This window comes from Nonomuraea composti (assembly GCF_012034275.1).
Lineage (GTDB): Bacteria > Actinomycetota > Actinomycetes > Streptosporangiales > Streptosporangiaceae > Nonomuraea > Nonomuraea composti.
The window spans coordinates 105,686-127,756 of record NZ_JAATEP010000021.1; the positions used below are offsets into that span (position 1 = coordinate 105,686).

At 71.2% G+C, this 22,071-nt stretch carries 19 protein-coding genes; 10 read left to right on the forward strand and 9 right to left on the reverse strand.

Annotated features, from left to right (window positions below):
* Positions 1–74 precede the first annotated feature (74 nt).
* Positions 75–1,430 carry a phosphatidylglycerol lysyltransferase domain-containing protein gene (locus HCN51_RS28030; protein ID WP_168013191.1) on the reverse strand — a complete coding sequence of 452 codons (1,356 nt, stop codon included), beginning with the start codon at positions 1,428–1,430 and terminating at the stop codon, positions 75–77.
* Here HCN51_RS28030 and HCN51_RS28035 point away from each other — a divergent pair.
* Positions 1,417–1,599, forward strand: coding sequence for an alpha/beta hydrolase (locus tag HCN51_RS28035; RefSeq protein WP_168013193.1), 183 nt, complete (start codon positions 1,417–1,419; stop codon positions 1,597–1,599). The genes HCN51_RS28030 and HCN51_RS28035 overlap by 14 nt on opposite strands.
* Here the strand turns inward: HCN51_RS28035 and HCN51_RS28040 are convergent.
* A complete protein-coding gene (locus HCN51_RS28040; RefSeq protein WP_080042870.1) occupies positions 1,586–1,918 on the reverse strand; it encodes a MerR family transcriptional regulator in 333 nt (110 codons plus the stop codon). The genes HCN51_RS28035 and HCN51_RS28040 overlap by 14 nt on opposite strands.
* A gap of 103 nt (positions 1,919–2,021) precedes the next feature.
* Here HCN51_RS28040 and ahcY point away from each other — a divergent pair, with 103 nt between their 5' ends.
* Together ahcY and HCN51_RS28050 are read left to right on the forward strand one after the other, a co-directional pair.
* Positions 2,022–3,449: an adenosylhomocysteinase gene (gene ahcY, locus HCN51_RS28045; RefSeq protein ID WP_080042869.1), complete on the forward strand. Its 1,428-nt coding sequence runs from the start codon at positions 2,022–2,024 to the stop codon at positions 3,447–3,449.
* A gap of 189 nt (positions 3,450–3,638) precedes the next feature.
* The gene (locus tag HCN51_RS28050) at positions 3,639–4,874 is read left to right on the forward strand and encodes an adenosylhomocysteinase (protein WP_168013195.1); all 1,236 of its coding nucleotides are present in this window, start codon (positions 3,639–3,641) and stop codon (positions 4,872–4,874) included.
* Here HCN51_RS28050 and HCN51_RS28055 read toward each other — a convergent pair.
* Positions 4,869–5,522, reverse strand: a complete 654-nt coding sequence (locus HCN51_RS28055; protein WP_168013197.1) for a DUF305 domain-containing protein — start codon at positions 5,520–5,522, stop codon at positions 4,869–4,871. The genes HCN51_RS28050 and HCN51_RS28055 overlap by 6 nt on opposite strands.
* 214 nt (positions 5,523–5,736) lie before the next feature.
* Between HCN51_RS28055 and HCN51_RS28060 the strand changes: the two genes are divergently transcribed.
* Together HCN51_RS28060 and HCN51_RS28065 are read left to right on the forward strand one after the other, a co-directional pair.
* Complete coding sequence (locus HCN51_RS28060; protein WP_168013302.1) at positions 5,737–7,089, forward strand: LVIVD repeat-containing protein; 1,353 nt, start codon at positions 5,737–5,739, stop codon at positions 7,087–7,089.
* A gap of 99 nt (positions 7,090–7,188) precedes the next feature.
* Positions 7,189–8,577 (forward strand): LVIVD repeat-containing protein, encoded by a 1,389-nt coding sequence (locus HCN51_RS28065; RefSeq protein ID WP_168013199.1) that lies wholly within the window; start codon positions 7,189–7,191, stop codon positions 8,575–8,577.
* A 9-nt stretch (positions 8,578–8,586) separates the two neighbouring features.
* Here the strand turns inward: HCN51_RS28065 and HCN51_RS28070 are convergent, their stop codons facing one another.
* Positions 8,587–9,588, reverse strand: coding sequence for an RDD family protein (locus tag HCN51_RS28070; protein ID WP_168013201.1), 1,002 nt, complete (start codon positions 9,586–9,588; stop codon positions 8,587–8,589).
* A gap of 51 nt (positions 9,589–9,639) precedes the next feature.
* On the opposite strand from HCN51_RS28070, the gene HCN51_RS28075 reads away from it, so the two are divergent.
* Entirely contained in the window at positions 9,640–10,632 is a 993-nt protein-coding gene (locus tag HCN51_RS28075; RefSeq protein ID WP_080042864.1) for a stage II sporulation protein M, read from the forward strand.
* 308 nt (positions 10,633–10,940) lie between these two features.
* Here the strand turns inward: HCN51_RS28075 and HCN51_RS28080 are convergent, their stop codons facing one another.
* The 5 genes from HCN51_RS28080 to HCN51_RS28100 all read right to left on the reverse strand — a co-directional run bounded on the left by HCN51_RS28080 (position 10,941) and on the right by HCN51_RS28100 (position 16,196).
* Positions 10,941–12,314 carry a DUF58 domain-containing protein gene (locus HCN51_RS28080; RefSeq protein ID WP_168013203.1) on the reverse strand — a complete coding sequence of 458 codons (1,374 nt, stop codon included), beginning with the start codon at positions 12,312–12,314 and terminating at the stop codon, positions 10,941–10,943.
* Between the two features lie 61 nt (positions 12,315–12,375).
* On the reverse strand, positions 12,376–13,347 hold the full coding sequence (locus HCN51_RS28085; RefSeq protein ID WP_080042862.1) for an AAA family ATPase: 972 nt from the start codon (positions 13,345–13,347) through the stop codon (positions 12,376–12,378).
* 13 nt (positions 13,348–13,360) lie between these two features.
* Positions 13,361–14,539 carry a DUF4350 domain-containing protein gene (locus HCN51_RS28090; protein ID WP_168013205.1) on the reverse strand — a complete coding sequence of 393 codons (1,179 nt, stop codon included), beginning with the start codon at positions 14,537–14,539 and terminating at the stop codon, positions 13,361–13,363.
* Positions 14,536–15,168: a DUF4129 domain-containing protein gene (locus HCN51_RS62405; RefSeq protein WP_168013207.1), complete on the reverse strand. Its 633-nt coding sequence runs from the start codon at positions 15,166–15,168 to the stop codon at positions 14,536–14,538. Before HCN51_RS62405 ends, HCN51_RS28090 begins: the two co-directional genes overlap by 4 nt.
* Positions 15,165–16,196 carry a DUF7847 domain-containing protein gene (locus HCN51_RS28100; protein WP_240973318.1) on the reverse strand — a complete coding sequence of 344 codons (1,032 nt, stop codon included), beginning with the start codon at positions 16,194–16,196 and terminating at the stop codon, positions 15,165–15,167. The genes HCN51_RS62405 and HCN51_RS28100 overlap by 4 nt, the downstream gene beginning before the upstream one ends.
* Positions 16,197–16,708: 512 nt before the next feature.
* On the opposite strand from HCN51_RS28100, the gene mtrA reads away from it, so the two are divergent.
* The 4 genes from mtrA (at position 16,709) to HCN51_RS28120 (ending at position 21,672) form a co-directional block, all read left to right on the forward strand.
* Complete coding sequence (mtrA, locus tag HCN51_RS28105) at positions 16,709–17,386, forward strand: MtrAB system response regulator MtrA (RefSeq protein WP_043620615.1); 678 nt, start codon at positions 16,709–16,711, stop codon at positions 17,384–17,386.
* An 18-nt stretch (positions 17,387–17,404) separates the two neighbouring features.
* Positions 17,405–19,153 carry an MtrAB system histidine kinase MtrB gene (mtrB, locus tag HCN51_RS28110; protein ID WP_168013209.1) on the forward strand — a complete coding sequence of 583 codons (1,749 nt, stop codon included), beginning with the start codon at positions 17,405–17,407 and terminating at the stop codon, positions 19,151–19,153.
* On the forward strand, positions 19,140–20,879 hold the full coding sequence (locus HCN51_RS28115) for an LpqB family beta-propeller domain-containing protein (protein WP_168013211.1): 1,740 nt from the start codon (positions 19,140–19,142) through the stop codon (positions 20,877–20,879). Before mtrB ends, HCN51_RS28115 begins: the two co-directional genes overlap by 14 nt.
* Positions 20,880–20,991: 112 nt before the next feature.
* Complete coding sequence (locus tag HCN51_RS28120; RefSeq protein WP_168013213.1) at positions 20,992–21,672, forward strand: ComF family protein; 681 nt, start codon at positions 20,992–20,994, stop codon at positions 21,670–21,672.
* Positions 21,673–22,071 lie beyond the last annotated feature (399 nt).

Genomic DNA, 22,071 nt, shown 5'->3' on the forward strand with positions numbered 1-22,071 from the left:
GGGGCTGAGGCAAGGGCGCTGGCATGCTCGCGAGGTTGCCTGCGGGCGTGCGGGGACGGTTCGCCGGACGTACCTCATGGGGAAGCGCGGGTGCGGCGGTGGGGCAGGAGGAGCGGGAGAGAAGCCGGGCGGGGGCGGAGGGGGCGGGTCAGGGGCAGGAAGGCCTCCGCCTGCAGGGCCGACACCCCGATGCGGGGGAGGTCCCGGGCGTTCGGGTAGACGACGAACCTCGGTTCCCAGATGGGGCGGAACTTCGCGTTGAAGCGGTACAGCGACTCGATCTGGAACCAGTGCGACAGGAACAGCAGCACCCCGCGCCAGGCTCGCAGCACCGGCCCGGCCCCGAGGCGTTCGCCGCGGGCCAGGGCGGCGCGGAACATGGCGAAGTTGAGTAATACCTGGGTGATGCCCAGGGAGGGCGCGGCCTGGAGGGTCTTGACGATCAGGAGCTCGTTCAGGCCGGGGTCGGCGGCGCGGTCGCGGCGCATGAGGTCGAGGGAGATCCCGTGGGGGCCCCACGGCACGTAGTGCTGGAGGGCGACGAGCTTCCCGTTCCGGTGGGCCGTGACGACCAGGCAGGCGGGGTCCTCGGGGTCGCAGAAGCGGCCGAGCGCCATGGAGTAGCCGCGTTCGGTCTGGGTACCGCGCCAGGCGTCGGCGGCCTGCTGGAGGCGTACCCGCTCGTCGTCGCCGAGGTCGGCGACGCGGCGGACGCGGCAGGTGTGGCCGGCCCGTTCGACGCGGTTGACCATCTGGCGGACGTTGCGCATGGCCCGGCCCTCCAGGGTGAAGCCGGCGACCTCGACCACGGCCTCGTCGCCGAGCTCCAGCGCGGACATGCCGGTCTCGCGGGTCCACACCTCGCCGGCGGTCTCGCCGCAGCCGATGACGGCCGGCACCCAGGCGTGCCGGCGCGCCTCGGCGGTGAACGCCCTGATCACGGCCGGCCACGCCTCGCGGTCGCCGAGGGGGTCGCCGCTGGCGAGCATGACGCCGGACACGACCCGGTAGGCGATGGCCGCCTTCCCGGACGGGGAGAACAGCACGCTCTTGTCGCGGCGCAGCGCGAAGTAGCCGAGCGAGTCGCGTTCGCCGTGCCGGTCGAGCAGGCCGCGCAGCCGGCGCTCGTCGTCCACGCTGAGCACGGCGTTGGGGCGTTCGGGGCGCAGCGCGAGGTCGAGGGTGGTGACGGCGGTCAGCGTGCCGAGGGCGAGCAGCGAGAAGTAGACCAGGTCCGACACGCGTTCGCTGGTGAACGTGACCGGCCCCTCCACCCCGGCCAGGCCGAGCAGCACGTGCTCCAGCCGGTCGGCCACGCCGGGATGGCCGGCCACGGCCCGGGGGCGCAGGGCGGATGCGGGGTGGTGGTGCAGCGGGCGGCTGGCGCACCTGCCGGCGCCGGCCGTGAACGTGCTCGTGACCAGCAGCAAGAGGGGCGAGGCCGACTACGCGGCGACCGAGCGGTTCCTGGCCGCCGTGCGGCCGCCGATGCGGGCGTCCTCGCTGATCCTGCCGAGCGGCGGCCACAACTTCAACACGTGGAACCGCGAGCTGCCGCAGGCGCTGCCCTGGCTGGCCCAGCAGCTCACCGTGGATTGAGCAGGCGCAGGGCCTTCTCCTTCTCGAAGTCGAGGGCGCGGCGGGGCACCTGGATGCGCCCGATGCGCACCCCGAGGTCACGGACGGCGGCCGCCACGGACGGCTCGCTCAGCACCCGCAGCGCGAACGCCAGCTCCGCCGGCGACACGTCGAACCGTTTCTCCAGCTCCACCCCCTGAGCGACGGCGGCCAGCTCGTCGGGCCCGAACCTGCGGTGCGACCCCTGCTCGCGCACCGGTGGCAGCAGGCCGAGAGCCTCCCGGTACCGGAGCATTCGAGGGGACATGCCGAGCCGCTTGGCCGCTTCCGTGATGCGCATTCTTACATTCTTACGTCAGATTCCAGCTCCGCGAGATGCGTCCTCGAGTGAGGGCCGCTTAGACTCATCGGCGACAACCATCAGTGACGCGAGGGGAAACCCGATGGACTTCAAGGTCGCAGACCTTTCACTTGCCGACTTCGGCCGTAAGGAAATCCGGCTCGCCGAGCACGAGATGCCCGGCCTCATGGCGGTTCGCAAGGAGTACGCGGCCTCCCAGCCCCTTCGCGGCGCGAAGATCATGGGCTCCCTGCACATGACGATCCAGACGGCCGTCCTCATCGAGACGCTGGTCGCCCTGGGCGCCGAGGTGCGCTGGGTGAGCTGCAACATCTTCTCCACCCAGGACCACGCCGCCGCCGCGGTCGTCGTCGGCCCCGACGGCACCGTCGACGACCCCAAGGGCGTGCCGGTCTTCGCCTGGAAGGGCGAGACGCTGGAGGAGTACTGGTGGTGCACCGAGCAGGCCCTCACCTGGCCCAATGGTGACGCCCCCAACATGATCCTCGACGACGGCGGCGACGCCACCCTGCTCGTCCACAAGGGCGCCGAGTACGAGAAGGCCGGCGCCGTACCCCCGGCGACGGCTGAAGACCCGGAGGAGTGGCACGTCATCATCGACCTGCTCACCCGCACGGTCGGCGCCGACAAGAAGTGGACCCGGATCGCCGAGAGCATCAAGGGCGTCACCGAGGAGACCACGACCGGCGTGCACCGCCTGTACGAGATGCACAAGAACGGCCAGCTCCTCTTCCCGGCGATCAACGTCAACGACTCGGTCACCAAGTCGAAGTTCGACAACAAGTACGGCTGCCGCCACTCCGTCATCGACGGCCTCAACCGCGCCACCGACGTGCTCATCGGCGGCAAGGTGGCCGTGGTCTGCGGCTACGGCGACGTCGGCAAGGGCTGCGCCGACGCGCTGCGCGGCCAGGGCGCCCGCGTCATCGTCACCGAGATCGATCCGATCTGCGCGCTCCAGGCGGCCATGGACGGCTTCCAGGTGACGACCCTCGACGAGGTCGTCGGCATCGCCGACATCTTCGTGACCTGCACGGGCAACTTCAACATCATCACCGCCGAGCACATGGCGAAGATGAAGCACCAGGCGATCGTGTCCAACATCGGCCACTTCGACAACGAGATCGACATGGCCGGCCTGGCCAAGACCCCCGGCATCGTCAAGAACAACATCAAGCCGCAGGTCGACGAGTGGGTCTTCGAGGACGGCCACTCGATCATCGTGCTCGCCGAGGGCCGCCTGATGAACCTGGGCTGCGCCACCGGCCACCCCAGCTTCGTCATGTCCAACTCGTTCACCAACCAGGTGATCGCGCAGATCGAGCTGTTCACGAAGACCAGCGAGTACCCGATCGGCGTCTACACGCTGCCGAAGCACCTGGACGAGAAGGTCGCCCGCCTGCACCTCGACGCGCTGGGCGTGAAGCTCACGGAGCTGACGAAGGAGCAGGCCGCCTACATCGGCGTCCACGTCGAGGGCCCGTACAAGTCCGACCACTACCGGTACTGAATTTTCGTGGGAAGAAGCTCCGGGAGATTCGCCTCTCGGAGCTTTCCCTTCTTCCTGTTGTACGGCAGAGCCGGGGTTACCCGCACGCGCCGACGTCACCTCCGCCCGTCATGGCCGGTCGTGAAGGCTCACGGGCCGGGCGCCGTGACGAGCGTGCCCCTGGCCGTCTTCTTCGGTTTAAGGTTGGCCATGGACCTCAGTGAAAGCGGTGAGCGGCAGATCTCCTGGGCCGCCCGCTCGATGCCGGTGCTCACGGCGATCGGTGAGCGGTTCGCGGTGGAGCGGCCGCTCGGCGGGCTGAGGATCGCGGCCTGCCTGCACGTCACCGCGGAGACGGCGGTGCTGCTGGGGGCGTTGAAGGCGGGCGGGGCGGAGATCGCGCTGGCGGCGTCCAATCCGCTGTCGACCCAGGACGACGTGGCGCAGGCGCTGCGCGAGTACGGGATCGCGGTGCACGCGCGGGCCGGCGTCGATCGGGCGACCTACTACCGGCACATCCACCAGGCGCTCGACCTGGGGCCGGAGCTGGTGCTCGACGACGGGTGCGACCTGGTGAACATCCTGCACACGGAGCGGACGGACCTGCTCGACGGGGTGAGCGGCGGGTGCGAGGAGACGACGACGGGGATCATCCGGCTGCGGCAGATGGCGGCCGAGAAGGCGTTGCGGTTCCCGGTGGTGGCGGTGAACGACACCCGTACGAAGCGCATGTTCGACAACCGGTACGGCACCGGGCAGTCGACGCTCGACGGCATCATGCGGGCCACGAACACGATGCTGGCCGGGCGGACCGTGGTGGTGGCGGGGTTCGGCTACTGCGGGCGGGGGGTGGCCGAGCGGGCGAAGGGGTTCGGGGCGCGGGTGATCGTGACCGAGATCGACGCGGTGAAGGCCCTCGACGCGACCCTGCAAGGCTACGAGGTGCGGCCGATGGCGCAGGCGGCGCTGCTGGGCGATCTGTTCATCACGGTGACCGGCAACCGTGACGTGATCAGGGCGGAGCACCTGTCGGTGATGCGCGACGGGGCGATCCTGGCCAACGCGGGGCACTTCGACGTGGAGATCGACGTGCGGGCGCTGGACGAGCTGGCCCACGAGGTGCACCGGGGCGTGCGGCCCAACACCGACGAGTACGTCATGCCCGACGGGCGGCGGCTCCTGCTGCTCGCGGAGGGGCGGCTGGTCAACCTCACCGCGGCGGAGGGGCATCCGGCGGCCGTCATGGACATGTCGTTCTCGGCGCAGGCGCTCGCGGTGGCGTGGCTGGCCGGCGAGCGGGCCGGGCTGGCGCCGGGCGTGTACGACGTGCCCGAGGAGATCGACCACGAGGTGGCCAGGCTGAAGCTCGCCGCCGCCGGCATCGGCATCGACCTGCTCACGGCCGAGCAGGAGGACTACCTGCACTCCTGGCGCTCCGGCTCATGACGTGGCCTGCGTGGACTGTGTGGACTGCATGGCCTGCATGCGGCGGATCTCGGCGGCCTGCTCCACGCTGACGTCGGTGGCGAGCTCCTCGATCCTGATGTGGGCCCCGCCGGTCAGCACCTGCTTCGACATCTCGATCGCGCCCAAGTGGTGGTTGATCATGAGCTGCAGGAACATCCGGTCGAACTCCTTGCCCTTGGCGGCCTTCAACGCCTCCAGCTGCTCGGGCGTGGCCATGCCGGGCATGCCGTCGTGCCGGGCGTGATGGGCGGGCACCGTCTGCTCCTGCTCCCGCAGCCAGGTGGTCATGAACTGGATCTCGGGGCCCTGAACGTCCTGGATGCGGTCGGCCAGGCTTTTGAGCTGGGGGGATTCGGCGCGGTTGGGGGCGAGCAGCGCCATGTCGACGGCCTGCCGGTGGTGCACGATCATGTTCTGGACGTAGGTGACGTCCGCGGCGTTGGCGGTCGCGGAAGGCACGACGGTGGCGGCCTCCGCGGGGGAGAGGGTTCTGGCCTGCTCGCCCGGGCGGCCCGGCGCGATGACGGGCGCCGACGAGCCGGCCTGGGGGGTCTGCGGGGCCGGGTCGGGGCTGCAGCCTGAGAGGGCGACGGCCAGGGCCACGACGACGACGAGCGCAGCGCGCACTCAGCCTCCTGACTGAACCGGGTACGGCATGCGCACTCTAGGTGAAATCCGTTGTAAACGAAAGGGGTCGAATCGCAACAAAAATTGACATGTTGGACGCTGGCCGACGAAGCCGAGAAGGGTGAGGATTGCGTAGATTTATGCCCCCTTTATAGGAGGTTGCGTGTTAGGCCCCCGCAGAGCCCTCACCCTGGTGGCGGCGTTCGCCGTGCTGATGGGCGTCACCGCGCCCGTCCAGGCGGCGGACATCCCGGCTCCCGGCGAGATCGTCATGAGTCCCAACATCAGGCACGTCACCAACGTGCCGAAACCCGAGGCTCTGACCGACATCAACACCGACATGGCGTTCCAGGGCGACTACGCCTACGTCGGCAACTACTACGGCTTCTCCATCTACGACATCCGGAACCCGAAGAAGACCTCGCTGGTCAGCTCCGTCGTCTGCCCCGGCGGGCAGATGGACGTGTCGGTCTACGGCGACCTCCTGATCGGCTCCGTCGACTCCTCCCGCAACGACGACTCGTGCAACAGCACCGGGCAGAGCGCCACGATCAAGGAGTCGTGGGAGGGGCTACGCATCTTCGACATCTCCGACAAGAGCAATCCGCGCTACATCAAGTCCGTCGAGACGAACTGCGGCTCCCACACGCACACGCTGGTGCCCGACCGCCGGCGGCAGAGCGTCTACGTCTACGTCTCCTCCTACGGCCCCAGCGACACCTACCCCGACTGCAAGACCCCCCACGACCTCATCTCCATCGTCAAGGTGCCGCTGAGCGACCCCCAGGCCGCCGCGGTCGTCGCCACGCCCAACCTGTTCCCCGACGGCGGGTACCCCGGCGTGTCGCTGCCCTACCCCGACGGCAAGTCGGCCACCACGGGCTGCCACGACATCACGGCCTACCCGGAGAAGGGCATCGCGGCGGGCGCCTGCATGGGTGACGGCGTCCTGTTCGACATCCGCGACCCCGAGCGGCCCAGGGTCACCGCGAGCGTGCGCGACGAGGTGAACTTCGCGTTCTGGCACTCCGCGACGTTCAACAACGACGGCAGCAAGGTGATCTTCACCGACGAGCTGGGCGGCGGCACCCGCGCGACCTGCAACGAGGCCATCGGGCCGAACCGGGGCGCCAACGCCTACTACGACATCGTCCGCGGCCGGCTCACGTTCAGGAGCTACTTCAAGATCGCCCGGCACCAGGCCGACACCGAGAACTGCGTCGCCCACAACGGCTCCCTGATCCCCGTCAAGGGCCGCGACATCATGGTGCAGGCGTGGTACCAGGGCGGGATCTCCGTGGTCGACTTCACCGACTCCGCGCACCCGCAGGAGATCGCCTACTTCGAGCGCGGCCCCGACAACACCGCCGGGCCGCTGTTCGGCGGCTTCTGGTCCGCCTACTACTACAACGGCTACATCTACGGCTCCGACTTCCACCAGGGCCTGGACGTGCTGAAGATCAACGACTGGCGTACGAATCAGGCCAACGGCGTCAAGATGCGCTCGCTGAACGCGCAGACGCAGGCGTCGTACCCCGAGCGCGGCCACGGCCGCGACGACTGGTAGATCGCCCGGCGGGGGCTCCGACCGGAGCCCCCGCTCCGCCGTTCCCGGCATCCGACCCGCACGTTCCCACCCGACGAACGTGATCAAGGAGGCTCCCGAGTGTCCCGATCCCGCCGCTCCCTCGTCCTCGCGGCGGCGGCCGCCGTCCTGGCCCTGTCAGGAATGCCCGCGCAGGCCGCCGACATCCCGCCGCCCGACACCGTGGTCACCAGCCCGAACGTGACCCACGTCCTGAACGTCCCCAAACCCGCCCCGATCGCCGCCACCATCAACACCGACCTTGCCTTCCAGGGCGACTACGCCTACGTCGGCAACTACGGCGGCTTCTCCATCTACGACATCAGCAACCCCAGGAAGGCGACGCCGGTCAGCTCCGTCGTCTGCCCCGGCGGCCAGATGGACGTGTCCGTCTACGGCGACCTGCTGTTCACCGCCGTCGACTCCTCCCGCAACAACGACTCGTGCAGCAGCACCGCGCAGAGCGCGTCCATCAAGGAGTCGTGGGAGGGGGTGCGCATCTTCGACATCTCCGACAAGACCAACCCGCGCTACATCAAGTCCGTCGAGACGAACTGCGGCTCCCACACGCTGACGCTGGTGCCCGGCAAGGGCCGCGACCGGCTCAGGAACGTCTACATCTACGTGTCGTCGTACCTGCCGGCCGACAACTTCCCCGACTGCGCGCCGCCGCACGACAAGATCTCCATCATCAAGGTGCCGCTCAGGAACCCGGCCGCCGCCGCGGTCGCCTCGACCCCCGTCGTCTTCCCCGACGGCGGCAACGAGACCCAGCCCGGCCTGCTCCTGCCGACCACCGGCTGCCACGACATCACCACCTACGCCGAGAAGGACATCGCGGCGGGCGCGTGCATGGGCGACGGCGTGCTGTTCGACATCTCCGACCGGCTGAACCCCAAGGTCACCGCGAGGACCACCGACCCGAACTTCGCGTTCTGGCACTCCGCCACCTTCAGCAACGACGCCAGGAAGGTCGTCTTCACCGACGAACTCGGCGGCGGCGGCGCGGCCACCTGCAACGAGGCCACCGGCCCCAACCGCGGGGCGGACGCGATCTACGAGATCGTGAAGGGGCAGCTCGTGTTCAAGAGCTACTTCAAGATCTCCCGCTACCAGGCCGACAGCGAGAACTGCGTGGCGCACAACGGCTCGCTCATCCCCGTCAAGGGCCGCGACATCATGGTGCAGGCCTGGTACATGGGCGGGGTGTCGATCTGGGACTTCACCGACGCCTCCCAGCCCAGGGAGATCGGCTACTTCGACCGCGGGCCCCGCGCCGACGGCAGCGGCGGCGGAATCTGGTCCGCCTACTACTACAACGGCTACATCTACGGGGCCGACTTCCACCAGGGCCTCGACGTCATCAAGATCAACGACCCGCTCACGGACAGCGCCAGGTTCGTGCGTACCGACCGGCTGAACACCCAGACCCAGGAGTCGTACCGCGGCCGGGGCCACGGGCACGGCTGACCTGGGCCGTCACTGAGGCGGCGCGAACCCGCCCGGAGTCGCCTTCGGCGGCTCCGGCGCGGGCGCGGGCGGAGCCGGCGGCATGGTGTACGGCCCCGGCTGCGCGTACGTCGGGGGCGGCGGCGGGAGCGGCACCGGCTGCCCGGACGGCGCCGGCTGCGCATACGGCCCCTGTGCGGTGTACGGCCCCTGTGCGGGGTACGGGCCTTGCGGGGCGTACGGGCCCTGGGCGGCGTACGGGCCCTGCTGGGGTTGACCGTTGCCCAGGCGTTGCGCGAAGCGGGCCTGCTCGCGGCGCCGCCGCTCCGCCAGCACGGCGCTCAGGTACGCGTGCGCCGGCACCCCGCCGGGGGCGGCGGGCGAGACGAAGGCCGCCATCTGGGTGGCGATCCGCACCCCCATCTCGTGCTGCACCTGCGGCGTCAGGTCATGCCAGCGCGTCAGGTATTGACGGGCCGCCTGCGCCACCTCGTCGGGCAGCTGGGAGAGCTCCAGCGTGGCCGCCCAGCTCGCCAGCTGCGGCGGCATGACGATGACCTGCCCGGAGTCGCGCGGCGCCCGCTCGGAGATCACGATCGTGCCCGCGAACACGTCACCGAGCCGCTTGCCCCGCTGCGAGACCAGCGACGCGATCAACGCCGGCGCCCCCGAGAACATCCAGAACTCCACGACCCCGGCCAGCCCCCGGAACAGCGCCTGGCGGAAACGCTCGGGGCTGCCGTCGTCGCCGACCACCCGCAGCCCCAGCGCGAGCTTGCCGAGGGTGCGGCCCCTGCTGAGAGTCTCGAAGATCACCGGATAGCCGACCAGCACCAGCACGACCAGGACCACCATCACGGCCCCGAACATCGCGACGTCGGTGACGGCGGCGAACGCCCCTAACAGCGCGTAGGCGGCGATCAACACCGTGAGCTGCACGGCCATGTCGATGATGATCGCCAGGGCCCGGGAGGGCATCTGGGCCACCCGCACTTCGACGACGACCGCGTCGCCGGTCACAACCTCCGACATATGTGGAGCCTAACGGCAATGTCCAGGTGAACGAGCGGCCAGAATGTTCGGGTGGACATCGATGCGTTCGTCACAGCACACCGCCCCGTGTGGGACCGGCTCGACCACCTGGTCAAGAACCGCTCCTCGCTGACCGGCACCGAGGTGGACGAGCTGGTGGAGCTCTACCAGCGGGTGGCCACGCACCTGTCCATGGTGCGCTCGTCGTCGAAGGACCCTTTGCTGGTGGGCCGGCTGTCGGCACTGGTGGCCAGGGCCAGGTCCGCCGTCACCGGCGCGCACACGCCGGCCTGGCGCGAGGTGACGCGCTTCTTCACCGTGTCGTTCCCCGTCGTGGCCTACCGGGCGCGGTGGTGGTGGCTGGCCGTCACGGCGGCGTTCCTGGTGGTGTCGTGGGTGATGGGCGCCTGGGTCGCGGCCAACCCCGACGTGCAGGCCACGATCGCCAGCCCCGACGAGATCACCCAGCTCGTCAACGAGGACTTCGCCGACTACTACTCCGAGAACCCGGCCGCCTCCTTCGCCGGCCGCGTCTGGACGAACAACGCGTGGGTGGCGGCCCAGATGATCATGTACGCCGTCCTGCTCGGGCTGCCGATCCCGTACGCGCTCTACGCCAACGCCGAGAACGTCGCCGTCTCCGGCGGCCTCATGGCCTCCAGGGACAAGCTCGACATCTTCTTCGGCCTGATCCTGCCCCACGGGCTGCTGGAGCTGACCGCCATCTTCCTCGCGGCCGCCGTGGGCCTGCGCCTCGGCTGGACCGTCATCGACCCGGGGCCGCGCCGCCGCATCGAGGCGCTGGCCGAGCAGGGGCGGGCGGTGATGAGCGTGGCGATGGGGCTGGTCGTGGTGCTGTTCGTGTCGGGCCTGATCGAGGCGTTCGTCACCCCGTCGGGGCTGCCCACGTGGGCGCGCGTCGGTATCGGGGTGCTGGCCGAGGTGGTCTTCATCGCGTACGTCATCGTCTTCGGACGGCGGGCCCTGCGCGAGAACGAGACCGGCGACATCGAACGCGCCCCAGACGTCGCCCCGACCGCCTGACCCCGCCCCTCCCCGGCGAGGTCTCACGCCCCCTCCGCCGTACTCCGGCGAGGTCCCACGCCCCCTCCGCCGTACTCCGGTGCGGTCCTTCAGGGAAAGGGGGCGGCGGAGGCGCGGCCGGGAGAGGGCGGCCGGCCAGAGGCGCCGAGCTGGAGGCACCTTGGGCGGCGGCACCTCGGGCGGCGGCGCCTCGCGCGGAGGCAGCGAGCCCGGCGCGTCAGGGCGGCGGCGGTGAGCCGGACGCGTCGGGGCGGCGGCGAGCGGGCCCCCGGACGGGGACGGGGCGGAGGCCCCGGGGCCGGGGCGGGTCAGAGGCGGCCGGCGGCCTTCAGGGCGAGGTAGGCGTCCGCGAGCGCGGGCGCGATGTCGTCCGGGGGCGCGTCCACGACCTCGACCCCGTGCCGTCGCAGCCGGGCCGTGATGCGGCGGCGCCCGAGCTGGGCCTGTTCGGCCGCCGCCGCGTCGTACACCTCGTCGGCCGATCCGCGCCGTCCCGACATGGCGGCCACGGACGGGTCGGACACGCCGGCCACCAGGACGAGGTGGCGGGAGGAGAGCCGCGGCAGGACGGGCATGAGGCCCTCGTCCATGGCGGCCGGGTTGAGGTCTGTGAGCAGCACGACGAGGCAGCGGCGCTTGGCCCGCGACAGGATGGCGGCCACCATGCCCTGGGAGTCGGCCTCGACCAGCTCCGCCTCGATCGGCGCCATCACGTTGACCAGCGACGACAGCAGCTCGGTGCGGGAGGCGCCGCTCACCCAGGCGCGTACGGCGCGGTCGTGGGCGAGGAAGTCGACCTGGTCGCCGGCCCGGGCGGCCAGGGCGGCGAGCAGCAGGGCGGCGTCCATGGACCAGTCGAGGCGCGGCCAGCCGGGCGCGGGCCGGGGGTCGGGCCGCACGAACAGGCCGCCGCCGCCCGCCTCGGCGCCCGCCATGGGGATCGGCGCGGCGCCCACGCGTCCGGCGGAGGTGCGGCCGGTGTCGAGGACGATCAGGACGCGGCGGTCGCGTTCGGGCCGCCAGGTGCGGACGACGACGTCGTGGCGGCGCGCGGTGGCCCGCCAGTCGATGGAGCGCACGTCGTCGCCCACCACGTACTCGCGCAGGGAGTCGAACTCGGTGCCCTGGCCGCGCACGAGCGCCGGGTGCTGCCCGTCGAGCTCGCGCAGCCGGGCCAGCCGGGAGGGCAGGTGCTTGCGCGACAGGAACGGCGGCAGCACGCGCACGGTCCACGGGGCCTGGTGGTTGCCCTGGCGGGCGGCCAGGCCGAGCGGGCCGCGCGAGCGTACGGTGATGGCCACGGAGGAGCGGTCGCCGCGCCTGGTCGGCGTGAGCGTGACGATGATCTTGCGGCGCTCGCCGGCGAGCACGTCGAGTTCGGCGACCCGGGGGTGCACGCCGGCCGAGGGCGGCCAGGCGTCCCTGAGCAGGCCGCGTACGCGCCGGCGGCCCGGGTTCTCGACCACGAGCTCGATCGTGGCCTGCTGGCCGAGGCGTACCAGCGTGTCGCCGGAGCGGTGGAAGCGCAGCGGCTGCACGGCGCCCGCGAACACCAGGTCCACCACGATCGCGGCGGCCAGTAGCAGGCAGACCCCGGCCAGCGCGGCGCCGGGCTGGGGCGCGAACAGCACCACCACGATCCCGACGGCCGCGACCAGCCCGGCCCGTCCGGTCAGAGCCATCCCCGTACCCCGCTTCCCGAGAAGCCTCCCGCGCCCACCGCCAGATCTTCCAGGACGGACATCAGCGGGGGACCGGGACCGAGGCCAGGATGCCGTCGAGCAGGCCGTCGGCGGTCGCCCCCTCCAGCTCGGCCTCGGGCCGGAGCTGCACGCGGTGCCGCAACGCGGGCCGGGCCAGCGCCTTCACGTCGTCGGGCGTGACGTACGGCCGCCCGGACAGCCACGCCCACGCCCGCGAGGCCGCCAGCAGCGCCGTGGCGCCCCGCGGTGAGACGCCGAGCTGCAGCGACGGGGAACTTCGGGTGGCGCGGGCGACGTCCACGATGTAGCCGAGCACCTCGGGCGCCACGTGCACCTTCGCCGCCGCCTCCCGGCCCGCCGCGAGGTCCTCCGCCGAGGCGACGGCCTTGATCTCGGACAGGTCGCGCGGGTCGAAGCCGCGCGCGTGCCGGTCGAGCACGGAGATCTCCTGCTCGCGCGGCGGCAGCGGCACGGTCAGCTTGAGCAGGAACCGGTCGAGCTGGGCTTCGGGGAGCTGGTAGGTGCCTTCGTACTCGACGGGGTTCTGGGTGGCGCACACGACGAACGGGTCGGGCAGCTCGCGGGCCGCGCCCTCGACGCTGACCTGCCGCTCCTCCATGGCCTCCAGCAGCGCCGCCTGCGTCTTCGGGGGCGTGCGGTTGATCTCGTCGGCGAGCAGCAGGTTCGTGAAGACGGGGCCCTCGCGGAACTCGAACTCCGCGGTCTTCGCGTCGTAGATCAGCGACCCGGTGACGTCGCCCGGCATCAGGTCGGGGGTGAACTGCACCCGCTTGAAGTCGAGCGACAGCGCCGATGCCAGCGTGCGGACCATCAGGGTCTTGGCCACGCCCGGGACGCCCTCAAGCAGCACGTGCCCCCGGCACAGCAGCGCGATGACCAGCCCGGTCACGACGGCGTCCTGCCCGACGACGGCCTTGGCCACCTCGGCGCGCAGCGCGCCCAGCGCCTCCCGCGCGGAGTCGCCGTTGCCCACGGGGCCGCCGGTCGGCACCCGGTATGTCTCATCAGAGTTCACTGATCTGCCTCTCCATGAAGTCCAGATATCCGGCCAGCCCGACGAGCTCCGCGTCGTCCGCCGGTGGCGGGCCGTAGAGCGCGGCGCCGACCTGCTGCGCGTCCTGTCCGGTACGGGCGGCGAGCGCCGCGACGATCTCGTGGCGGCCCGCGCCGGACGCCAGCCCCAGCCTGGGGGTGAGCCGGTCGATCGTGCCGGCGCGCAGCGCGTCGGCCGCGCGTTCCCTGGCGCGCCTGGCCCGGTAGAGCCGGCCGCGCCCTTCGACGGTCTCGGAGGCCCTGACGATGACCGGCAGCTTCTCGGTCACGACGGGGCCGAGCCGCCGGCCGCGCCAGAACGCGGTGACGATCACGGCGATGATCGCCATGTAGACGGCCCAGCGGATGTTGCCGGGCATCAGGTCGTACATCGACTTTCCGCGCTCGCCCGGCAGGTCGAGCGGGGGCGGCGTGGCGGGGCGGACGAGCCAGGTGACGGGCTTGCCGGTGCCGATGAGGTTGAGGGCGAGCGCGGCGTTGCCGTCCTCGGCCAGGCGCTGGTTCGTCATGAAGCCGCCGTCGCCGATGACGGTGATGACGCCGCTCGCGTACGGGAAGCTGACCAGCGTGTGCCCGTCGCCGGCCGGGTAGCAGGCGGTGGCGCCCGACGGGCCGCGCAGCGAGAGGCCGCCCAGGTAGGCGCTGCCGGCGGCGGTGGCGGCGGGCAGCGCGCACTCGGGCTCGCGGGAGCGCGTCCTGGCCTGTTCGGGCTCGGTGCGCACGCCGGGGGCGAGCGCCTCCAGGCCCAGGACGCCGCCGACGATCACGCGGTCGCCGGGGATCCTGGCCAGGGCGAGCTCGTCGACGTACGTGGTGTCGGTGACCAGCAGCAGCCGGTTGCCCGTGGCGGCCTTGGCGGCGGCGGCCTCGACGGAGTCGACCCGGTCGACGGTGACGCCGCGGTCGCGCAGCAGCTCGGCCAGCGCTTTCGAGCCGGACAGCGAGGTGTCGTCGGGGTCGAGGTAGCGGGCCGGGGCCGGCGCGGGGCCGAGTAGCACGCCCAGGACGGCGATGAGCACGACGAGCCCGCCCAGGAGCACGATCATCCGGCTGGAGCGCCACGCGGAGCGGGCGGTGGGGGAGGTCGGGTAGGACTGCCCGGGCGGCGACGGGGGGGCGGCGACGCTCATGCGCGGCCCTCTCCCGCCGCGGTCGCGAGCGGCACCGGGCGGGCCTGGCGCAGGCGCTCGTCGAGGCCGGTCATCGTCTCGTACGCCTCCCGCGTCCCTTCCACACCGCCGTAGGTCACGTCGTCGAACGAGCGGGCGGCGGCCGCGAGTTCCTGGGCGAACGCGGGCAGCGCTCTGGCCGCCTCGGCGGCGAGCTCGTCGGCGGTGCGTCCGGGCATGCCGTCCACCAGCGCGCGCTCCTCAAGGTCGCGGGCGATGGCGCGGAGCCGTTCCTGGACGGCCTGGGTCCAGCGGCCCTCCTGGGCCAGCCGCTCGGCCGCCTGCCGGTGCTCGGCCGCGCTGAGCGCCCGCGCGCCGAACAGCCCGCCGGGCGCCGCCGCGTTCCTGCGGGCCGTCTTGCGCAGCCGCCACACGATCAGCGCGATGATCCCGACGAGGATCAGCGTGATCACGATGGCCGCGATGACGCCGCCCGCCGAGCCGCCGCCGGTGGCCACGTCGATGAGGTCGCCGAGGAACTGCTCGATGTACCGGTAGATCCGGTCGAACAGCGCTTCCTTCGCGTATTCGGGTTTGAGGAGCTCTTCCGCGGCCTTGCGCGCGGCCTCCTCCCGGTCGATCGGGCTCACGACCTGGCGGAGTTGGACGGGTGCCACAGCTCGTCGGCGGAGGCGTGCACCCAGCCCTGGCGCTGCTGCTCGATGGCCGCCGTCTGCAGCACGAGGTCGAACGCCTCGCTGCGCATGCGGCGGTCGGCGTACAGGAGGCCGGAGACGCCCGCCTCGAACGGGTAGGTGAACATCGACCCGAGCGTGCCGCCGATCGCGATCAGCACGGCCGACACGATGGGCGTGGCCGCGCCCGCCCCGAACATCCCGAACATCGTGCCCGCCAGCGTGAACGGCAGCGTCAGCAGGCCCGCGACGAGGCCGACGAGGACGGAGGTGAGCAGCAGGATGCCGAACACCCGCCAGAAGTCGCCGCTGACCAGGTGCCACGAGCGGCGCATCGCGTCGACCGGGCCGCGCCCCTCAAGGACCACGGCCGGCGAGGCGAACGCGAAGCGCGTCCTGAAGAACAGGTAGTAGGCGAGGTAGACGACGATGAACACCAGCGTCAGCCCGAGCAGCCAGAGGCCGGCCTCGGGGCCGGAGGCGTTCATGGCGATCGCCACCAGGAGCAGCACGAAGACGACCAGCGGCACGATCATGATGGCGGCCATCATGCCCACCACCCCGAACAGCGCGGGGACCCGCCCCTTGACGAGCCGCCACGCCTCGCCGGCGCTGATGTTGCCGCCGAAGACGGCCCGGCCGAGTATGCGGGTCAGCACGCCGGTCAGCAGCGTGACGACGACGAACGAGATCGCGGAGGAGATGATCGTGGGGGCGTACTGGCCGAGGATGCCGGAGACGCTGTAGAGCTCGCTCTCGGCGGCGGCGACGGTCTCGGGGTCGTCGAGCGGGCTGGGCAGGGCGTCGAGGAGGAACGCCTGCCCGATGGCCACCGGCACGGAGGCGAGCAGGGCGGCCACGGCCGACAGGCCGAGCACGGCCTTCGGGTTGCTGCGGATCAGCTTGATCGTGCCGTCGAGAATGTCGCCGAGGCCCAGCGGGCGCAGCGGGATGATGCCGGGGCGCAGCGCGGGCGGCGGCATATGGCCATATCCGGGCTGTTGCTGTTGATAGGGCGGATACGGTGTTTGTGGCCCGGGTCCGTAAGGCGCCTGCTGGGGCTGAGGCGGCGGGGGTGGTTGCTGCCCGTACGGCTGGCCGTAAGGCACCTGCTGTTGCGCGCCGGGCGCGGTCCACGGGGAGGCCGGCGGGGCGCTGTAGGGCGGGGGCTGCTCGGCCGACCAGCCTGATGGCGTCTCGGGCGTGGGACCGTGACCGTCTGACATATCCCAATCCTGGCACGGTGGGCGGGGCATTGGTGTCACAGAGAGGATTCGCCGCATCATCTTGCCCGCATTCACGGAGGAATCCGGGCAAGGTTCGCGTCCGGGGATGGCCGAAAGTCGCTCCGTTACCGCAGACTGAGATTGCGGTCGCGGGGGCGGACCTAAAATTCGCCTTTTGCAGGGCTCAGGTCACACTCATGGGGCAACCAAGGGTAACCTTCAGCGATCGTGCGGGTATGTCCCACAATGCGTAGAACGAATGAGGGGCCATGAAAGGTCGCGTGCTGGTCGTCGACGACGACGCCGCTCTCGCCGAGATGCTGGGGATCGTGCTGCGAGGGGAAGGCTTCGAGCCGTCATTTGTCTCCGACGGCGACAAGGCCCTCGACGCGTTCCGGGATACACGCCCGGACCTGGTGCTGCTCGACCTGATGCTGCCGGGGGCCGACGGCATCGACGTCGCGCGCAGGATCAGGGCGGAGTCGGGGGTTCCCATCGTCATGCTCACCGCCAAGAGCGACACGATCGACGTCGTGCTCGGTCTGGAGTCGGGCGCCGACGACTACATCGTCAAGCCGTTCAAGCCGAAGGAGCTGGTGGCCAGGGTGCGGGCGCGGCTGCGCCGTACCGACGAGCCCACCCCCGAGATCCTGCAGATCGGCGACATCACCATCGACGTGGCCGGCCACTCGGTCAAGCGCGGCGAGGAGACGATCAACCTCACGCCGCTCGAGTTCGACCTGCTGGTGGCGCTGGCCCGCAAGCCGCGCCAGGTGTTCACCCGCGAGGTCCTGCTGGAGCAGGTGTGGGGCTACCGGCACGCGGCCGACACGCGGCTGGTCAACGTGCACGTGCAGCGGCTCCGCGCCAAGATCGAGAAGGACCCCGAGCACCCCGAGATCGTCGTGACGGTGCGCGGCGTGGGCTACAAAGCCGGTCCCGCCTAACCCTCGCCCCACCCGGCCGTGCCCCCGACGAAGAAGAAGAGAACCCGCAGACGGACGCTCCGCCAGATTCTCGGCGGCGTCCGCCGGCGGCTTCGCCGTGCCGCCGGCCGCACCCGCAGCGTCTGGCGGCGCTCGCTCCAGCTCCAGGTGGTCACCAGCACGCTGGTGATCTCCGTGATCGTCGTCGTGGTGCTCGGCACGTTCCTGTTCCAGCAGATCAACAAGTCGGTCGTGGAGAGCAGCCAGCGCTCGGCCGCCAGCGAGGCGTTCGCCGACCGGCTGCAGATCGCCGACGCGCTGGCCCCCGAGACCGACGACCCCGCCAAGCAGGCCGACGGCGGCAAGCAGGGCTCGGGCAACGCGCTCGACGAGGTCATGGACACCGTCACCGGCTCCGGCGAGAACGGCTCCGAGAAGCGCTACGAGGTGCTGGTGCTCAACCGCACCACCCCCGGCCAGTCGCGGGCGTCGGGCAGCGTCGTGGCCGACAACGTGCCGCAGTCGCTGCGGCTGACGCTCAAGCGCAACATCGACGCGTACAAGTTCGACGACGTCAGCGGCACGATCCAGGCGATCAGGTTCCGTGGCGAGAGCCAGCCCAGGCTGACGTACGTGATCGGCGGCATCGTGCACCTGACCACCAACGGCCGCACGTACGAGGTGTACCACTTCTTCCCCTTCGACGACGAAGAGGAACTGCTGTCCAACGTCCGGCTGGCCATCGTCGTCGTCGGCCTCGGGCTCGTGCTGCTGCTGGCCGCCATCGCGTACCTGGTCGCCCGGCAGGTCGTCACCCCCGTCCGGCTGGCGCGCCAGGCCGCCGAGCGCCTCGCCTCCGGCAAGCTCGACGAGCGGCTCAAGGTACGCGGCGAGGACGACCTCGCCCGGCTGGCGAACTCGTTCAACGAGATGGCCGCCAACCTCGCACTCAAGATCCACCAGCTTGAGGAGCTCTCCCAGGTGCAGCGGCAGTTCGTCTCCGACGTCTCCCACGAGCTGCGCACGCCGCTCACCACCGTCCGCATGGCCGCCGACCTGCTCTACGACGCCCGCGAGGACTTCGAGCCGATGGCCGCCCGATCGGCCGAGCTCATGCAGGCCCAGCTCGAACGGTTCGAGTCGATGCTGGCCGACCTGCTGGAGATCAGCCGCTACGACGCCGGCGCCGCCACGCTCGACCTGGAGCCCGTCGACATCCGCGACGTCGTGCTGCGCGCCATCGGCGACTCCGAGGCGCTGGCCGAGCGGCACTCCACCCGCTTCGAGCTGCGCCTGCCCAACGAGCCGTGCATGGCCGAGATCGACAACCGGCGGGTCGAGCGGATCCTGCGCAACCTGCTGTTCAACGCCATCGAGCACGGGGAGGGCCGCGACATCGTGGTCACCGTCGGCGCCGACCGCGACGCCGTGGCCGTCGCCGTCCGCGACCACGGCATCGGGCTCAAGCCCGGCGAGGACACCATGGTCTTCGACCGCTTCTGGCGGGCCGACCCGTCGCGGGCGCGCACCATCGGCGGCACCGGCCTGGGCCTGGCCATCTCCCGCGAGGACGCCGCCCTGCACGGCGGCTGGCTCCAGGCGTGGGGGCAGCCGGGCGAAGGCTCCCAGTTCAGGCTCACGCTGCCGCGCAACGCCGGCGTCGACCTGAAGGGCTCGCCGCTGTCGCTGGTGCCGCCCGAGATCGAGATGCGCCGCACCTGGCGCAGCGCCATGACGCCCGTGCTGCTGCCCGCCTCCGCCGACGGGGCCGACCATGACGAGGACTAGACGTAGGAGGCGGCTCGGCGTCGTGCTCGCCGTCGTGGCCGCGACGGTCCTGGCCGGCTCCGGGTGCAGCGTCATCCAGGTGACCGGCCCGTACACCGTCAACGACAACCAGGGCGGCGGCGACCCGCTCAACAAGCCGTTCCAGCGCATGATCGCCATCGCGCCGCAGCCCGGCTGGGGCCCCGAGGACACCATCAGGGGGCTGCAGGCCGCCATGGCCGCCTACGCCGACGACCCGTCCGTCCTGGCCGGGTACCTGACGCCCGAGGCGCGCGCCAAGTGGACGGCCGCGGGGCCCGTCACGGTGATCCAGGACGCGTACGAGGTCGCGGTGCCGCCGCCGCGGGAGTCCGAGACGACCGTGAAGGTCTCGCTCAAGGGGCACTACGTGGCCCTCATCAACGAGGACGACTCGTACAAGCCGACGGCCGGGCCGTGGGAGCGCCCCTTCGAGCTGGTCAAGATGCCCGAGGGCTACCGCGTCAGCAACCTGCCCCAAGGGCTGCTGCTCACCGAGTCCGACGTCGCGCGCGCGTACCGGCCGACGAACCTCTACTACGTCAACCGCAGCACCCAGGACCGGCTCGTCGTCGACCGCGTCCGCCTGCGGCTCAAGACCACCGAGACGTTCGCCCAGACCGTGCTCGAACGCCTGCTCCAGCCGCCGACCGAGGCCCTGCGCGGCGCGGTCACCTCCAGCTTCCCCGCCGGCACGAAGATCGAGTCGATCAGGTCCGGCGAGGACCGCGTGATCATCAGCCTCTCGGGGCCGCTCAGCAGCCTCGACCTGACCGCCACCACGACCCTCACCGGCCAGATCAGGAACAGCCTCAGCACGAACGAGATCGCCAAGGGCCGCACCATCGAGATCGTCGTGGACGGCGAGACGTACACCACCGACCGGCCCGACTCCGACGACCGCTGGCTCGACGACGACGTCGGCGACAGCGCCTACTACGTCAGCAAGGGCGCCGTCCACTACCTGACCAAGGAGGGCCGGGGCGGCGCCGTCGCGGGCGCGGCCGGCGAGCAACGCGACGGTTACGACCACTTCGCCGTCTCCGCCGGCCCCAACCCGCTCATCGCCGCCCGTACCTCCACCGGCATCTCCGTCGCCGGGATCGCCCCCGAAGGGGTCTGGCAGGAGGTCATCAGGGGCGACGACCTCACGCCGCCCACCTGGAACCGCGACGGGTCCCTGTGGACCTACGACGGCAAGAACGGCGTCCTGCTGAAGTACGACCCGAGCAGGAACCGCGTGGAGCCCGTCGAAGTGCCCGAAGAGCTGGACAAACTGGACGTCAACCAGTTCAGGATCGCCAGGGACGGCGTGCGCGTGGCTGTGACCACCGGCGAGGAGACCGTCCAGATCGGCGCCCTCACCGGTGAGGGCGCCGGCACCAAGCTCGGCAACCTCCAGTTCCTGACCACCACCGACACCGGCAACGAGATCCGTGACATCGCCTGGCGCGACGACGAGCACCTGCTCGTCCTGGTGGAGGGCACCGCCGGGCAGACGCTCAACGAGATCAACGTGGGCGACGGCGAGACCACCGGGGTGCCGCTGAAGGACCGGCTGCAGTCGGTGGCGGCGTTCAAGGACCAGGTGCTGGCCGAGGTGGCCACGGACAACGGGAACAAGCTGATGGTGCTCAACCAGGACCAGCAGACGTGGACCGCGAAGATCGACAGCGACGCGGGCACCCCCTTGTTCCCGTTGGGGTGACCCGGTCACGCCGCTCGTTGTTCGTTCGTTCCTGCGTGCCTGCGTTCCTGCGTTCCTGCGTGCGTAGCGTCAGCGGGGCGAAACTGTCGGTGGCGACCGGCATGCTGGGCGCGTGCTGAAAGCCGTACTGGACCTGGTCCTTCCCTCCGCCTGCGCGGGCTGTGGCGCCGCGGGCGCGTCGTGCTGCCCGAGGTGCTTCGGCGCCCTGACCGCCGCGCCCGCCGAGCGCGGCCCGGTGCCGCGGCCGCCCGGGCTGCCCGCGTGCTGGGCGGCGGCGCCCTATGAGGGGGCGGTGCGCAGGATGATCGTGGCGTACAAGGAGCGTGGCGCGGTCGCCTTGGCCGGGGTGCTGGCCGAGGCGGTGACGCGCACGCTGCTGGTGGCGCTGGGGCAGGCGGGGGAGTGGGTGGGCGGCCGGTTCGCCGTCGTGCCGGTGCCGAGCGCGCGGGCGAGCGTGCGGGGCAGAGGTCATGATCCCGTCGGGCGGCTGGCGGTGCTGGTGGCGGGGCGGCTGCGGGCGCTCGGGTGGGGCGCCGAGGCGTGGGCGGGGCTGGGGCAGGTCCGGAGGGTGGCCGACCAGGCGGGCCTGAGTCGCTCTGAGAGAGCCGCCAACCTCGGAGGGTCACTCCAGGTCCTGCCCCTCGCAAAAGGCCCGCCAGCGCCGCTTGCGCTGCTCCTGGACGACATCGTGACGACCGGCGCCACCCTCGCCGAGGCCGCCAGGGCCCTCCGAGCTGCGGGGATCGCCGTGCCGCTGGCCGTGACCGTGGGCGCGACACGCCGAAGATCTTGAATTCTCATGGTCACGTTCGGTAAAGAAAGATCCAAATCGGGAGCCTAGCCCGGAGGTTAGATGTCACTTCCCCTAGACCGGCACCGGGGCTGCTCAGCGGACCGGAGACCCGTAGGCATAAGGGTTGCCGATCGGTTAAACAGGGCATCGGAAGGCGCTTTCCCGCCTGGTCAAGGTCACGCAGGGTGATCCACCGGTCGAGGGTCAGGCTGACATTCGTGCTGGATGCGGATAGCGTTCCTACATGGCACCCGTTCGGGTCCGTGGTTGCGCAGAGTCGGGGGTCCCGGCTCTGCTAGCCGATGCCAGCCGCAGGCAAAACGGTCCACGTAAGGCGACTCTTTGTCGACCGATCACGGTGCGGCTTAGGGGTAAGTCCTGCCTTCCCGGGGGTCCAGA